The organism is Pseudoglutamicibacter albus, assembly GCF_022346425.1.
In the GTDB taxonomy this organism is placed as follows: domain Bacteria; phylum Actinomycetota; class Actinomycetes; order Actinomycetales; family Micrococcaceae; genus Pseudoglutamicibacter; species Pseudoglutamicibacter albus.
This window is the reverse complement of the sequence record NZ_JAKRCW010000002.1, coordinates 1-14,579: the sequence shown is the minus strand read 5'-3', so window position 1 is coordinate 14,579 and position 14,579 is coordinate 1. Positions and strand designations below refer to the sequence as shown.

The 14,579-nt window shown below is 62.5% G+C and carries 13 protein-coding genes, 1 tRNA gene and 2 pseudogenes; 5 read left to right on the top strand and 11 right to left on the bottom strand.

Annotated elements, in window-relative coordinates; translation table 11 throughout:
- Positions 1 to 7: 7 nt before the first annotated feature.
- A complete protein-coding gene (locus MHJ63_RS01425; RefSeq protein WP_239445960.1) occupies positions 8 to 3,619 on the bottom strand; it encodes a bifunctional proline dehydrogenase/L-glutamate gamma-semialdehyde dehydrogenase in 3,612 nt (1,203 codons plus the stop codon).
- A gap of 181 nt (positions 3,620 to 3,800) precedes the next feature.
- Between MHJ63_RS01425 and MHJ63_RS01420 the strand changes: the two genes are divergently transcribed.
- Complete coding sequence (locus tag MHJ63_RS01420; protein WP_338110359.1) at positions 3,801 to 4,070, top strand: GlsB/YeaQ/YmgE family stress response membrane protein; 270 nt, start codon at positions 3,801 to 3,803, stop codon at positions 4,068 to 4,070.
- Positions 4,071 to 4,251: 181 nt separating this feature from the next.
- Here MHJ63_RS01420 and MHJ63_RS01415 read toward each other — a convergent pair whose 3' ends face one another.
- The gene (locus tag MHJ63_RS01415; RefSeq protein WP_239445959.1) at positions 4,252 to 5,772 is read right to left on the bottom strand and encodes an MFS transporter; all 1,521 of its coding nucleotides are present in this window, start codon (positions 5,770 to 5,772) and stop codon (positions 4,252 to 4,254) included.
- Between the two features lie 48 nt (positions 5,773 to 5,820).
- Entirely contained in the window at positions 5,821 to 7,296 is a 1,476-nt protein-coding gene (locus MHJ63_RS01410; protein WP_239445958.1) for an AI-2E family transporter, read from the bottom strand.
- A 297-nt stretch (positions 7,297 to 7,593) separates the two neighbouring features.
- Between MHJ63_RS01410 and MHJ63_RS01405 the strand changes: the two genes are divergently transcribed.
- Positions 7,594 to 7,666, top strand: a tRNA-Ala gene (locus MHJ63_RS01405).
- Positions 7,667 to 8,363: 697 nt separating this feature from the next.
- Entirely contained in the window at positions 8,364 to 8,741 is a 378-nt protein-coding gene (locus MHJ63_RS01400) for a VOC family protein (protein ID WP_239445957.1), read from the top strand.
- A gap of 17 nt (positions 8,742 to 8,758) precedes the next feature.
- Here MHJ63_RS01400 and MHJ63_RS01395 read toward each other — a convergent pair.
- Together MHJ63_RS01395 and MHJ63_RS01390 are read right to left on the bottom strand one after the other, a co-directional pair.
- Positions 8,759 to 9,094: pseudogene (locus MHJ63_RS01395) on the bottom strand (SCO6880 family protein); the annotation flags it as partial.
- 26 nt (positions 9,095 to 9,120) lie between these two features.
- Positions 9,121 to 9,564: pseudogene (locus MHJ63_RS01390) on the bottom strand (GNAT family N-acetyltransferase); the annotation flags it as partial.
- 59 nt (positions 9,565 to 9,623) lie between these two features.
- Between MHJ63_RS01390 and MHJ63_RS01385 the strand changes: the two are divergent.
- Positions 9,624 to 10,244 carry a TetR/AcrR family transcriptional regulator gene (locus MHJ63_RS01385; RefSeq protein ID WP_239445955.1) on the top strand — a complete coding sequence of 207 codons (621 nt, stop codon included), beginning with the start codon at positions 9,624 to 9,626 and terminating at the stop codon, positions 10,242 to 10,244.
- Positions 10,245 to 10,274: 30 nt separating this feature from the next.
- Here MHJ63_RS01385 and MHJ63_RS01380 read toward each other — a convergent pair whose 3' ends face one another.
- A complete protein-coding gene (locus MHJ63_RS01380; protein ID WP_035756255.1) occupies positions 10,275 to 10,658 on the bottom strand; it encodes a VOC family protein in 384 nt (127 codons plus the stop codon).
- A gap of 112 nt (positions 10,659 to 10,770) precedes the next feature.
- Between MHJ63_RS01380 and MHJ63_RS01375 the strand changes: the two genes are divergently transcribed.
- A complete protein-coding gene (locus MHJ63_RS01375) occupies positions 10,771 to 11,742 on the top strand; it encodes a helix-turn-helix transcriptional regulator (RefSeq protein ID WP_239445954.1) in 972 nt (323 codons plus the stop codon).
- Positions 11,743 to 12,000: 258 nt separating this feature from the next.
- Here MHJ63_RS01375 and MHJ63_RS01370 read toward each other — a convergent pair whose 3' ends face one another.
- From MHJ63_RS01370 to MHJ63_RS01355, 5 genes are all read right to left on the bottom strand, one after another.
- Positions 12,001 to 12,210, bottom strand: a complete 210-nt coding sequence (locus tag MHJ63_RS01370; protein WP_239445953.1) for a hypothetical protein — start codon at positions 12,208 to 12,210, stop codon at positions 12,001 to 12,003.
- Positions 12,191 to 12,616, bottom strand: coding sequence for a DMT family transporter (locus MHJ63_RS01365; RefSeq protein ID WP_477742912.1), 426 nt, complete (start codon positions 12,614 to 12,616; stop codon positions 12,191 to 12,193). Before MHJ63_RS01365 ends, MHJ63_RS01370 begins: the two co-directional genes overlap by 20 nt.
- A gap of 346 nt (positions 12,617 to 12,962) precedes the next feature.
- Positions 12,963 to 13,376, bottom strand: coding sequence for a nuclear transport factor 2 family protein (locus tag MHJ63_RS01360; protein ID WP_239445951.1), 414 nt, complete (start codon positions 13,374 to 13,376; stop codon positions 12,963 to 12,965).
- A gap of 223 nt (positions 13,377 to 13,599) precedes the next feature.
- Complete coding sequence (locus MHJ63_RS09890; RefSeq protein ID WP_275435734.1) at positions 13,600 to 13,728, bottom strand: hypothetical protein; 129 nt, start codon at positions 13,726 to 13,728, stop codon at positions 13,600 to 13,602.
- Positions 13,729 to 14,374: 646 nt separating this feature from the next.
- On the bottom strand, positions 14,375 to 14,579 hold a 205-nt coding region (locus MHJ63_RS01355; protein WP_239445950.1), incomplete at its 5' end, for a hypothetical protein.

Genomic DNA, 14,579 nt, shown 5'->3' with positions numbered 1-14,579 from the left:
TGAGGCGCTACTTGCGGGTGACGTCGCCGAGTGCTTCGCTGGCGAGCTTGTTGACGGTGCCGTAGCGGTGCGCGGTCATGGTCACGGATTGTTCGCGCACGAATGGCAGCATTTCGATGCGGCCCGAACGTGTGACCGGGTGCGCGTTGACGGCGAGGTCTGGGGCTTGGGTCGTGGCCTCGCGGGTCGCCTGAACCAGCGCGTCCATCTCTTCTGTTCCTTCGCGTCCGATGAGGCGCACGCGGCTTCCGTCCGGGTTCGCGGACAGCTGTCGGCAGGTTTCGAGCCAGGCTTCTTCGTCTTCTATGACGACCGCGGCACCCAGCTGACGGTAGGCATCGGCGATACCGATGGGTGCCTCGTCTGGCAGTGAGACTTCCATGCGCTGTTTAGCGCCGGTTCCTACGCGGTCGGTCACGGAGCGCAGTACGCGCCAGCCTGCGGCAACCACGCGTGCTAGCAGCACGAGGTCGGCTTCTTCGATGGTTGCCACGCGGATGCGTACCTTGACGGGACGGTAGCGCAGACCGTTGACCTCAACGTCGAGGCCTGTGGCGTCTTGGAGGCCTTCGAAGAACTCGCTGTCCTTGGCGTCCTGCGCGAGTGCTTTTTCGAGCCAGGCCCGTGGTTCTTCGTTGAAGGTGTGGACCAGCATCGAGTAGTGCGGCGTGGACACGATGACCTCGCGGTCTGCTGGGCCGAGGCCGTGTTCGGAGTCTTCCCAGCGCAGCATCGACGGGACGTAGTTTGGGCCGCCGGCCTTGGTTCCGGTGCCGACCGCGGATTTCTTCCAGCCGCCGAACGGTTGACGCTGAACGATCGCGCCGGTGATACCGCGGTTGATGTAGAGGTTACCGGCCTCGATGTGCTGTTGCCAGTACCGGATTTCCTCGGCATCGAGTGAGTGGATGCCGCTGGTGAGGCCGTAGTCGATCTGGTTGACCCACTGGACGGCTTCTTCGAGGCTTTCGGCGTGCATGATGCCGGTGACGGGCCCGAAGTATTCGGTCAGGTGGAACTCGGAGCCAGGCTTCACACCGGCGCGGATGCCTGGCGAGAACAGCTTGCCGGAGTCATCGAGCGGTTCAGGTTTGAGGACCCAGTTCTGCCCTGGCTCAAGCTGGGTGAGGCCGCGGCGTAGCTTCTCCCCTGGTTCTTCGATGACTGGTCCCATGATCGATTCGGGGTTCTCCGGATAGCCGACCACGAGCGAGTTCGCGGCGTCGACGATCTGGCGGTAGAGGCGCTCGGAGCGGGCTGCCTGGCCAACCAGGATCACCAGCGAGGCGGCCGAGCACTTCTGCCCGGCGTGGCCGAATGCGGAGTCGACGATGTCTTTCGCTGCGAGGTCGTAGTCCGCGGATGGGGTCACGATGATCGCGTTCTTGCCCGAGGTTTCCGCGAACAGCGGCAGGCCTGGGCGCATCTCGTGGAAGGCCTGAGCGGTTTCGTACGCGCCGGTGAGGATCACGCGGCCCACGCGTTCGTCGGTGATCATCGCGTCGCCGAGGTCGCGGGAGGAGGCGTCGATGAGTTGCAGGATCTCGCGTGGGAGCCCGGCTTCATCGAGCGCTTCCCAAATGCATTCGGTGAGCACTGCACCGCAACGGATGGATGCGCGGGCTGGCTTGATCACTACCGCGCTGCCCGCGGCGAGCGCGGAGATGGTTGAGCCGGTTGGGATGGCTACGGGGAAGTTCCATGGCGGGGTCACGAGCGTGACTTTGTCCATGACGGGTTCCGCGCCGGCGATTGCGCCGAGGTTGCGTGCTTGTTCGGCGTAGTAGTTGCAGAAGTCGATGGCTTCGGAGACTTCCGGGTCGCCTTGGGCCAGTGTCTTGCCGGCTTCGGAGCCCATGACTTCGAGCAGGTCGGCGCGGCGGGCTTTCATTTTGTCTCCGGCGCGGTGGAGCACGTCGGCGCGTTGGTCTGGGGTGAGGCCTTGCCACACGTCGGCGGCTTTTTGGGCGGCGTCGTAGACCTCGTTGAGGCGTGTGGTGTCTTTGACTTTCGCTGCGGCTACGGTATCTGTGCCGAGGGTGCTGGTTGGGATGTTCTTGAGGATGTCTCCTCCCCAGAGGCGGTTCCATGCCAGGTCCGGGTCGGTGTCCGGTTCGTTGGTGAAGGTGCCGCCCCAGGTTGGTTGGGTGAAGTCTTCTTTGTTGCGGTCCTGGAAGCGGCGCGGTACGGGCGCCTCCGTCCATTCTGACAGGATGCTGACAGATTCGCGGAAGCGTTCCTCTTCCTGCTTGAACGCGGCAGGGTCTTCGTCGAGGTTGAAGACCTCGGACATGAAGTTGTCTTCAGTCGCGCCCTCTTCGAGGCGACGCACGAGGTAGGAGATCGCAACATCGAACTCATCCGGCTTGACCACCGGCGTGTAGAGCAGAAGCCGGCCCACATCCTGCCGCACCGCTTGGGCTTGCTGGCTTGCCATGCCCAGCAGCATCTCGAATTCGACGTCCTTGCCACCCGGTTCGATGCCGCGGGCACGCATCAGATGCAGGTGCAGCGCGATGTCGAAGAGGTTGTGGCCTGCGATGCCGAGGCGCACGTTCTTGACGTGGTCCTGGGTCAGTGCGTAGTCAAGGATCGCTTTATAGTTCGCGTCAGTGAGCTGCTTGGTGGACCACACGGTCTGGGTCCAGCCGCGCATCTGCGCTTCGACCTGTTCCATCGGCAGGTTCGCGCCCTTGACCAGGCGCACCTTGATAGGGGCCCCACCGTTGGCCACGCGCTCTGCGGCGAAGCGCTGGAGGCGCTTCATCGCAGCGTAGGAATCCGGCAGGTAGGCCTGCAGCACGATCCCGGCCTCGGTGTTTGTGAACTCGTCCTCGCTCAGCAGCTCGGTGAAGACCGCGAGCGTGAGGTCGAGGTCCTTGTATTCCTCCATGTCCAGGTTGATGAAGGTGCGTGGACTGGAATTGTTGGCCGCGCGATACAGCGGGCGCAGGTGCTCCACGATGTCGGTCACGGCTTCGTCGAAGGCCCACGGGCTGTGCGGCGCCACGGTTGCGGAGACCTTGATGGATACGTAGTCCACGTCGGAGCGTTCGATGAGCTCCTTGGTGCCCTTGACGCGGTGCGCGGCCTGGTCTTCGCCGAGGATCGCTTCGCCCAGCAGGTTGATGTTGAGGTCGATACCCTCGGTGCGTAGCTCCTTGATCGCTTTGGTGAGCTTGTCTGGGCGGGCATCCACGATGAGGTGGGAGACCATGTTACGAAGTGCGGCGCGGGCGGCCGGGATCACGACGCGTGGGGCGAGCTTACCCAGGGTTCCACCGGCTTTGACTGCGCTTTGCAGGTACCACGGCAGGAACGCTGGGACCTTCGCTGCGATCTCGTTGAGGGCCTTCGCGGCTGCCGCTGGGTCCTCGGTGCGGATCACGCGGTCCACGAACCCGACCGTGAAGTCGAGGCCGTCTGGGTCAGAGAGCACGCCGGCGAGCTGTTGGGCCGCCTTATCGACGGGGTAATCGCGGGCTGCGGTGAGCCAGTCACGAACCTGCTGTACGGCTTCGTCTGTGAGGTCCCATGGGCGGACCAGTCCTTCCATGTCTGGCCCGTGCCAAGCGATGGGCCGGCGGGTGATCGATTCAGCCGTGTGGCGTCCCGTCATGCGTACGTGCTCCTATCTTTCGTGTCAATAACTAACGTGTTTCCGTGGAAAATCTAGCTGGCGTTCAGGATGCTCTCAGCGTAATTTGAGCTTCTCCCTGGCTATATCTCTATTTTGCCGTAGGGTTGTAAGCAGAAGGCATCCTCAAGGTGTGGGTGCTGTTTTATTCTGAAAGGCGGTGTTGGCTTTGGGTATTCTAGGTTGGATTCTAGTAGGTCTGATTGCTGGCGCTATTGGTAAGGCGATCATGGGCGACTCGATGGGAATCATCCCAACGCTCGTCGTCGGTATCATTGGTGGTCTTCTTGGTGGTTGGCTCGGTTCCGTTATCTTCGGTAAGGGAACCGGCGGCTTCTTCGAGCTGAGCACGTGGATCTGCGCGATCGCAGGTACCTGCATCCTGCTGGGTATCTTGGGAATCTTCTCCCGCGGCTCCGCACGCGCTAAGTAATAGACCTAGCTCTATACAACGGTTTCTATACAGCGGTTTCTAGACAGCGGTGCCCCACCAGGTTTGGCCTGGTGGGGCACCGTTCTTTAAGCCCGCTGACTTCTAGATGGCTGCTTGCACTGCGCTGTTGCGGCGCTGCGTTGGATACCTGGCGCCGGGCTATTGACTGGGCGCCGCGTGCTTATTCGGCGTCGCGCGGTGTGCGCAGGCCGAAGTACACGGCGATCGTTACCGCGAGGGCCAGCACCCCTGCGACCGTGGCGGTCACGGTGACGCCCGAGTCGAAGGCCTGCGATGCTGCCTGCAAGAGTTCTGCGGCACGTTCGTGCGGGAGGCCGGCAGCCACATCGTGCGCTGCAGCGAGCGAAGAGGCTGCTTGTTCACCCTGGGCCTGGCTCAGGGCCGCAGGCGGCACGAGGTGCGCGGTGTAGAGGGCGTTGAGTAGCCCACCCAGAACGGCGGCCCCCATGACGGTGCCGAATTCGTACGCGGTTTCAGACATCGCGGACGCGGCACCGGCTTTTTCGGAGGGCACGGCGGTGAGCACAAAGTCGTTCGAGAGGGTCTCCGCCATGCCAGCGCCAGCACCAATGAGGAGGAACGCGACCATCGGAACCCAGTCGCCTCGTCCCACGAACACCGCGAGGATCCCGTACGCGAGCGCACTGCACAGAAGACCTGCGACCATCGCGGCGACCGGGCCCGTTTTCCGGGCCACCGGAACAACGCCGAGACCAGCGACCACCGTCATGACCATGCCGGGCAGCATGAACAGCGCGGCCTCCGCTGGGCTGCGGCCCTCGATGAGCTGTAGGTGCTGGGAGAGGTAGTAGAGGAAGCCCACGAGCGAGAACATCGCGAGCAGGTTGATGATCAGTGGAAGCGCGAACGCCTTGCGAGAGAGCAATCGGACGTCCAGGAACGGAATGTCCGCACCCAGTTGGCGGCGCACGAAAACGAAGCCGACAGCCAGCGCGAACGCGATAGCGGCCAGGCCGACCCACAGCTGTTGTGGCAGGGTCTTGATCCCGTACGTGAGAGGAAGCAGGGTTGCCATAGCGAGCGCGATGCTCACAACATCGAGCGGGCCCGGGTTCGGGTCCTTCGACTCCGGTAGCAACAGAGGCGCGCCGATCAGGAACGGGAGCAGGATCGGGACCGCCATGAGCAGGACGGAACCCCACCAGAAGAAGTTCAGCAGCAGTCCGCCGATGATCGGTCCGAGTGCCGCGCCCGCCGAGAACGTGGCCGCCCACACCGCAACCGCGGTGGTGCGTTCGCGAGGGTCCGGGAAGATGTTGCGGATCAAGGACAGCGTGGCGGGCATGAGCGCGGCCCCGAACACGGCCTGCAGGGCACGGAACACGATGAGCATTATCGGGCTCACCGAGAACGCGGCGATACCGGAGACCACCGCGAAGCCGACCGCGCCGATCATCATGATGCGGCGGCGACCAATCCGGTCACCCAGGTTCCCCATCGGGACCAAGAGCCCCGCCAAAACCAGCGGGTAGATGTCCAGGACCCAGAGTTGCTCGGTTGCGTTCGCGTGCAGTTCAACAGCGATTTCCGGTAGGGCGAGCACCATCACGGAGTTATCGACAGAAACCAGCAGGACAACAATCATGAGCAACGCCAACGCGGCCCAACGCCTGCGGGCGCTCGGGATCAGCTGCTCGTATTTACCGTATTGGGGGGACATAAACTTTCTCGAAAAACAACAAATAACAGGAGCGCAAGCGTGCTCTGGTTAGCCGCGGAGGATCGCTTTGCGTTCCCTCCAAGCGCGGGCTTTGCGTTCCGATAGCGGCATCGGCTGCTCATCCTCAGGGAGCGCGGAGTCCGCGGGGACCGCGATGAAGGTGTTGAGCCATCGCGCGTTCGGGTCGGAATCGATGAGGAAGGATTTTAGCAGCAGCGTTGCCGGCAGTGCCAGGAGGGCTCCGAGTGGGCCGAGGACCCAGACCCAGAACAGCAGGGACAGGAAGGACACGGTTGGGGTGACGCCCACGGATTCGCCGGCGAACTTCGGTTGGATGATCGATTGGATCACGAAGTTCAGTACCGAGTACGCGACGATCACCGCAACGGCCGAACCCCAGCCTTTCTCGAGGAAAGCCAGCAGTGCGGGTGGGATGAGGCCGATGAAGAACCCGACGTTGGGGATGTAGTTGGTGATGAAGGAGAGGATGCCCCACACCCATACCAGCGGGATGCCGAGCAGCCAGAGCGCGCCGACGTCGGCGATCGCGACGATGAGGCCGAACACGGTGGTGACGAGCCAGTAGCGGCGCACGCCGTAGGCGAAGTCGTTGGTAACGATGAGGGCGCGCGGCTTGGTGATGCGCAGCAGCTGCTGACGTGCGTGCAGGCCAGCGGAGTCCATTGCGAGGAACAGGGTCGCGATCACCAGGGTGGTCAGTAGAGCGAGGATTGAGGAGACGTTGGAGAACAGTGGCGCCAGCAGCGACATGACGTCGTTCGGCTGGATGGATTGCAGTGACTTGGTGATTTCGCTGAAGTCCAGGTTGAGTTCGAGCGCGGTCTTCTGTATCCACTGCCACGCTTCAACGAACTGTTCGTTATAGGACGGCATGAGTTGGATCAACGCGAGTAGCGACCACACGATGAGCCACACGAACAGCACCAGGATCACGAGCACCAGCAAGAGCGAGACCATCGCACCCACGAACGGTGGGACCCAGCGTTGCAGGAACTTCTGGACCGGGTACACCACGATCATGAGGTTCAAGCCCAGGAAGACCGGCGCGATGATGTCTTGTAGATCGCGCACGAACATGAGGATGATGCAGGTGGCGGCGAGCCCGAGCGTCACCTTGATGAACCGAGGCATACCGGCTTGTTGGTCTTCACCCCACTTGCGGGCCTTACCCGCGGAGGCAGAGAACTCCTCCTTGGGTTTGCCGGCGTCATCCAGCGGGATCACTCCGATGCTGCGGGCTGGCTTGAACTCGTCCGCGTCGGTGGCGGTGTCACGTGGCTCTTCCTGCAAGGCGGAGGTGGAGGCGCCTGCCGCATCGTCCGTTGCGTCTTCGGGTTTCGGGGCTTTGGATTGCGGGGCTTCAGTTTGGGTGTCCACGGGTTCGGCGTCTTCTGTTTTGGCGCCGTCTGGGTTTTCGGGGGTGGGCACGATGGGGATTTCGCCGGTCACAGCATCGTTCGAGTCTGCTGTGTATTCATCTGACGATTCTTGACGTCCAGACATACTTCTCCCCTAGCTTCAACGGATACTTCGGCCCATTCGCACACCATTCTATGGCGCGATGACGGCTGCGCGGCGACTGTTGCGCTCCGGCGTCAAACGGGTGTGTTTTCGGGTTGAGTTTGGGTTAGAGGCGGGTGGGGCGCGAGCTCGTTTCGGGCCCGGTTTGGGTTCGGTTTGGGTTCGCCTATCGGGCGTGGTATGGTTTCATCTGTTCGCCGCGGCGCGGTCCAGTGAGGACCTGCAGGCAGAGCGGACAGCGCAGGAATTATAAGTGAATTATTGTGGCTTCTGCTTTGCGGGGGTATGGCGCAGTTGGTAGCGCGTCTCCATGGCATGGAGAAGGTCAGGGGTTCGAATCCCCTTACCTCCACGTTTGTAATGTGTCGGGACATCGTTCACACGATGTCCCGACATTTTTTATGCCCAGGGGTTTTGATGTGTCGCGACTGAACTGTTGTGAGGGACCTGCGTTCCGCTTCTTCGGTGGATGTGTCAAGACATCGTTCCGCTTTATGTGGTTAGCAAAGACGACTGGGCAAAGTGTCTATAGTCTGGCGGTTGCCGGTGTTCCCGGGGCTATTCTGCTGCCGCTGCGGCTGCTGTACACCGGTGTAGCTACGGTTCGCGGCTGGCTGGACAGCTAGTTTCTGCGTCACCCCGTGCCTCGACGTGGGGGCGTCGGTGGACCGGTCAGGCCTTGCAGTGGTGGGAACGATGTCGTGACAGATGGGTGAAGGATGTCGTGCGACATGGTGGAAGGGTGTCGTGAGAGATCTGTGGGTGGGTTGGGGTGGTGAGGGGTGAACGATGTCGTGAAACCAGACAGTTCCCGTCGCCAGCGATGCACTGGGCTACGCGACACCGACCAACACCGAAGTTCTTGGCGAAGCGTGGCCTGAGCTGTATCGAGCGTACGTCGACGACCTCGCAGCGATCGAGTGGTTCGACCTGCATGACCCGATGAACTCCCGCTTTGCCCATGCGATCGATCCGGCAGCACGCGGTGAGCACCCTGCACCCCGATAGAACCGTTCGGCTGGTCAGGTGATGCGTCCTAACATGGAGACATGCCAGCAATCGGACGCTTCACGCAACTCGTCTTTGAGTGCAAGGACCCCACAGCGGAAGCACTCTTCTGGCAGAAAGTCCTGGATCTTGCACCGGCCACCGGTGATGACCAGTGGTTGACGCTGGACTGGGAGCCTGTCGGACGCCTCTCTTTCCATCGCGTCTCCGATTACGAACCCCCGCAGTGGCCGGGCCACAGAGGCGAGCTGCAGGTTCACCTTGACCTGCTAGTCGATGACCTCTCGGAGGCATGTGCCGCCGTCGAAGCAGCAGGCGGCCACCCACTCACTGAGGTCTTGGACCCAGGCCCGAAAGCCTGGCGCATCTACGCTGACCCCGCAGGCCATCCCTTTTGCCTCGTCACAGTGCCCGAATGACCCCTTCCTAGTCATCGTCAGACCTGGCGGCAGAGTGGGAGGGCTGCGGCGGTGAAGGCTTTGGCTTGTTGTCCTGCGAGGAGTCGGGTTTCGCAGTTGGCTTGGATGGCGGCTTGTTCGAGGGCGGCGAAGTGGGCGTCGAGGTCTTCGATCGTGGGGGCGGTGACGGCGATGAGGCCGGTGTAGCGCAGCACCCCGTGCCCGGCGGTCAGGTCGGCTTCTTGCTGGAGAACATCGTGGTACTCAGCCGTCTGGGAGGCGTCCTCGATCTGTCCGATTCTGGCGCGTTGGGCTTGAGAGCGCGCCGGTAATGGAATAGTTCCTCGCGCTGTCCTGCGGGCGTGGTCCCGACGGCTCGCTCGACCTCATGGAACCCTGCGTTCGTCAAGCACCGCTGGGAGGCCTTGTTCTCCAGGAGCGTGCGTGCTGTCAAGGTTCGCAGTCCACTGTTGCGTGCGAGACGCGACGCCAACTCCAGGCCTCGACGGGCATGCCCTTCTCCGCGTGCATCGGGATGAATCCAGAACCCGACCTCGGCCGCCTCGGAGCTGACGTCGAAGAGCACCATGGAGCCCACGAACCTGTCAGTCTCGGTGTCAGCAAGTGCGAGGACTGCCAGCGTGCCGGTCGACAGGCCCACAGCGGCCTCTTCACGGATCATCCGTCGCACGGAGTCGGGAGTGTAGTCGGGCTCAGGCAGGTGGCCGAAGCGCCGCACAGCTTCGTCCTTGGTTCCGGCTGCATACGCGTCTGCGTCCAGCTCAGAGAGGGGGCGTAGGCGAGTGTTCTCAAAGGTGATCGGGAGGGTGGTGGCATCCAGCATGCGCTAAACCTAACATAGAATGGATAGCTAACTGAAGCGTGTTTGGTTAGGCTGGTGGGGTGAGCTACTGGGAACACCGCAAACCTGTGCAACGTCTCCGCGCAGTGGACATCGGGGAGGTTGCGAGGGCATCGGTAGGGTTACTGGACGAAGGCGGGTTGAGGGCTCTCACCCTGCGATCTGTGGCGCAACAGGTGGGTGTCGCTCCAGCCAGCCTGTACTCCCGCGTCGAATCCGTCGACGATCTGTTCGACCTCGCCCTCGACACAGCGCTTGCAGACGATCCGGTCATGTCCGACTCGATCCGTAACGCTGACCTGCCTGCCCTGATGCAGGCCTTCTTCGCGCACCTCACAGCCCACCGGTGGGCCGGTCGGGTCATCGGTATGCGCGCTCCCAGGGGCCCGGCGTACCTGGCCCTTTCTGAGCGAATGTGCGTCCTACTCGAACAAACAGGCACCCCGGACCCGCTCGGCACTGCCTACCGACTATCCAATTTGGTGATCGGTTCCGCTCTAACTGCTCCGATGGCGCCTGACGAGAAGCATGTCACCATCGACCCTGAGCAAGCTCCGGCCTACGCGCGACTCCACGCGCAGCACCACATCAGCCCGCAGGAGATCCTTGCCGACGGAATCAGCGCTCTCCTCGCCTCGCCCTCCAAGCCGGGTGCGCTTTGAGGGCGAGGCGAGGGAATGCCCGCAAGACCCCTAAAGATTAGTGGGGTCGGTGGCGCAGACGCGGAGGCGGTGCCCGTCGGGGTCAGTGGCGACGAACGTATAGCCGAACTCCAGGGTGGTGGGTTCCAGCGCGATCGGAAAGCCGAGGGTTGTCCAATCGTGGTAAAGCTGGTCGACATCATCGTGGGTGGCGTAGCTCATGGATAGTTCGACGCTGCCTGGTGTGCCGGTGGCGGCGGGGTCGATCTGGTCGCGGGTCTGCAGACCGATGATGACATTGTCGGTGAGGGCGAACACTGCGAAGTCTTTGAAGGTCTCGATGGGCTCCTTATTCAGGGCTTGACGGTAGAAGATGGTGCTGGCCTCGACGTCGGTGACGTAGAGAATCACGCTAGTGGGTGCGAAGGCGGTCATAGCTTCTCTCTCTGTGAGCGCCCCTTTTGGGGACGATTTTGTCGTTACGCTTTTACGAAGCTACGGGTGATAGGTGACATCTTCTGTCATGTATCTGTGCGAGTATTGGGGCATGCGAGCGGATCGGTTGTTGTCGATGATCTGGCTGCTGCGTACCCATGGCGGGCTTTCGACGGCAGAGTTGGCGCAGCGCCTGGAGGTGTCGCGTCGTACCGTGCTGCGGGATGTGGAGGCACTTTCGGCTGCCGGGGTGCCGGTGTACTGCGAGCGCGGCCCCCACGGCGGTGTCCGCCTGATGCCGGGCTACCGCACCGATGTCACAGCGCTATCTGAGGACGAGAGCCGCGCGTTGTTCTCCGCGATCTCATCGTGGGGCCCTGATTCGATTGGCTTGGGTGACGCGTTCGCCTCGGGGCTGCGTAAGCTGCTGGCTGCGGTTCCCGACGCCCATCGTAACCAGAGCCTGGAGGTTGCGTCGCGGATCGTGATTGATCCTCAGGGCTGGTTGCCGCAACCTGATGCGTTGCAACCTGGGGAGGCATTCGCAATCCTCGAAGCCTGCGTGTTCGCCCGTCAGCGGTTGCAGCTGACCTATCGCTCACGCCAAGCCACACGTGCACATGAGCTGATCGTGGAGCCACATGGTCTGGTGTCGGCCGGCAGCGACTGGTATCTATGCGCCAGCACCGAGGGAACGGTGCGGTTCTTCAAGGCAGTCCGTATCGAGCACGCCGCCCCGTTGGCTGAACCGTGCTCCGGACCTGACCTGGATGTGGCCCAAGCATGGCGAGAGCACCGCGGCCGGTTTCTCGACCAGTTCACTCCTGTGAGTGTTGATGCCTGGCTCCTGGCCGCACGGTGGGACGACGCGCGCGAGTGGAGTATCCGCACCAAGCCGATGGATGCGTCCGGGAGCCCACCGGGTGAGGGGTGGCGGCCCGTGCGCCTGGAGTTCACGGACGACCTGCACGCGGTCACCGTCCTGCTACGCCTCGGCTCGGACGTGCGCATCGAAGCCCCCGACGACATCAAAGCCAAGCTCCTGGACCACATCGATCAGGTCGCCACGCTCTACCGCTCGTGATCCTGCTCCGTACAGGCGCCTCTGAGCACCCTGATCTCAGCCGGCTGTAGCCACCATCTGGAGCTGCCAGGCCTCTTGCAGATCGAGGTTAGGAGGCTCCGGCTCACCTGTGTGACGGCCAGGTGAGGGGTGGTTTGGCTGACGATGTCGATGCGGGTGATGTCGGCTGGTGATGGCTACAAGTACTTGCTGCGGACTGTAATGTGTCGGGACATCGTTCCACTGAACTGCTTCCCATTAGTTGGACTGAGAAATCAGTTACCGACTAGTGGGGAGCAGTTCATGTTCGCGAGGGCCTTCGATCATGAGCTTAGCTCCGCCGGCGCACCACAGGACGCCTTTGAGGTAGTGGTCGTACTTCTGGGGTGGTCGTTCGCCGCGGGCGTTGTTGGCGTCGAGGTTGGTTTGGACTCGCAGCCTGGTCTCGGCGTCGACGAAGGGCCGGCGGTCAGGCCGTGTCTTCCTCACGATGGTTGGTGCGTCTGGTCGCGAGGCCGACGCCACCCAGGACGACCGCAAGCCCAATCCACTGCAGGAGCGAGGGCTGCTGTCCGAAGAAGGACCACGCCCACAGCATTGTGACCGGTGCAGTCAGGTAGAGCAGAGTGCTGGTCCTGGTGGCTCCCACCTGGCGTAGGCACCAGATGAACGTGGCGTAGCCGCCGAGGCCAGACAGGAGAACCAGCCAGCTGATTGCCAGCACCAGTACCCCCGTGACCTGCACTGCGAGCCCGTCGGTCAGGAGGGCTATGCCGCTGAAGATCACGGCCGCAACGCTCACTTGCACGGTCAGGCTGGTCACCACGGGCACCTGGGGCTTCCACGAGCGTTCCAGCAATGAGGCCATGGACAGTCCCAGCAGGCTCACTACCACCAGGCCCACGCCTCCCACCCCCGCTGCGCTGATGCCTCTCACGCTCAAGGCGACGCCAACCAGAGCGATGAGCAGGCCAACCCACTGGAGGATGCTGACTCGGTCACCGAAGAAGATGCGCCCCGCCGCGGTGAACTGCCCGCGTGGTAGTCACCCAGAGGCACCGCGACTCAACCGGGACTGCTGAACGCCATTAGATCGAGGGAGGAACAACGCAACTGCTGGGGTGTGCTTCCCGTCTAGCGACGAGGGATGCCTATGGCGCTGGGTGGGGCATCGTCTTTATCCTCCCAGCAGGGCGAGACTGGCTGTGTACGGCTCGGACTTGCTCGCGTTCAGTGTCAGATCAGTGCGTTGCTGTCGTCTGGGTGTAGAGCGCGAGACGAGGGCCGTCGGCCGATCTGACGTACACGCTTGTCATGGTCGCCTCGAAGGGCTCTTCGCCCGCGCGCTGAGCTGTGGCCCGGTACACCAGCGCTGCCGCTTCCGCTCCTACGCGGACGATCCGCTCGTCGCTGATCGTGTAGCTGTCCCATGCCGGCGCCTGGTCGAGGGACGCGACCACGGTGTCCCTGTCCATCGTGAAGCCATTCACGAGGACCATGACGGCGTCTTTGGTCATCAGAGATCCGTAGAAAGACGATCCGGTCTGATTGCACAGCGCATCCCATCCCTGACGCTCGAGCGCACACAGGGCGGGCAGAGTCAACGTGTCCATGTGCTCGACGCTATCACGCGCCGCACCGGCATTTCCTGGCACGACCGGGCGCACGCGACTCGAATGGCGCCGACGCCGGGCGATACCTGGCCGTATCGAACAGCCCAAAGTCCCGTTAGGATAGACCCATCCCTTGGGGTGTGCTTTCTATCTGGCGACGAGGTTCACGAGATGCAACCACGCGCTCACCTGGGCGGTGAGGTTGAAACTGGCAAAGCGTCACGTGTCTCGGGATTGGCGATGGTCCTGCTGCCTTCTGGACTGCTTAACGGCCGTGCGTGTCGCAAATCATGACGCCGGCGATGAGTAAGTGTTTGCGGACTGTCCCGACCGTGTATCCGAACTTACCACCCACACGCTCCAAGGAAGCCCCTTGGTCATACATGGCACGCATCAGCCGAATCTCGCTGCTGGACGGGGAGTGGTTCCGGAGGACGACACCGCGTTCCCGAAGGAAACGAGAGAGTCGCTCATGTCCAAGACCAACTTGCCGGGCCACGGCTTTCAGAGACCCGCCCGCTGCATAGGCGGCTTCCGCTCGTTGAAGAACGTCTTCGGATGCTCGCGACGCCCGCTGCGGATGGCGCCTCCGACTGTGCGTCCTGCGCCGTTCAGCGCGGATCGACTGGTGTGCTCGCACCATCTGAGTCACCGGCGGGGCAAGTTTCGACAATCCTCCCGCTAGGTCCGCGTTTGTAATGTGTCGGGACTGCATTGATGTGGTGGGTCCGCGTTCCGCTTTCCGGTGGATGCGCCAGGACGTCGGGACAAGCCATTGATGCCTAACCTAACTTGACATTCTGAAGCCTTCACGGGTCGCCGAGGTCGCGGCGAACATGCACTAACCCGAGGGCGGGGTTGCAGGCGGTCGAGTCGTTACGGGTGCTGCTGACACGTTGGAGTTGCGGCAGATCGAGCTGGACCGGGCGCACGCGGTGGCGGCACCTGGTCGGTGTCCCGCTGCCTCCACGTAGTGCCTCATGTCAAGTTGATCGCGTAGCCTTAATCGTGCCTCACAGAGATTGATCGCGTAGCCCTGCTTAGGCAGTATGGAGTTTCACCCCACCGGTTTGTCGTTTCCGTCGGTTCTGTTTCGCGTCTTCGACCTCAGCTGTGAGGACCTCAGTCTTCCAACTGGCTTTGGTGATGAGCATGTCCTGATACCGGACAATGTCACGCGTGAGTTCGACCGGGTTGAGCTTCGCGTACTGCGCCCGTAGCGCTCGTTCTTGAGCTACAGAGAGC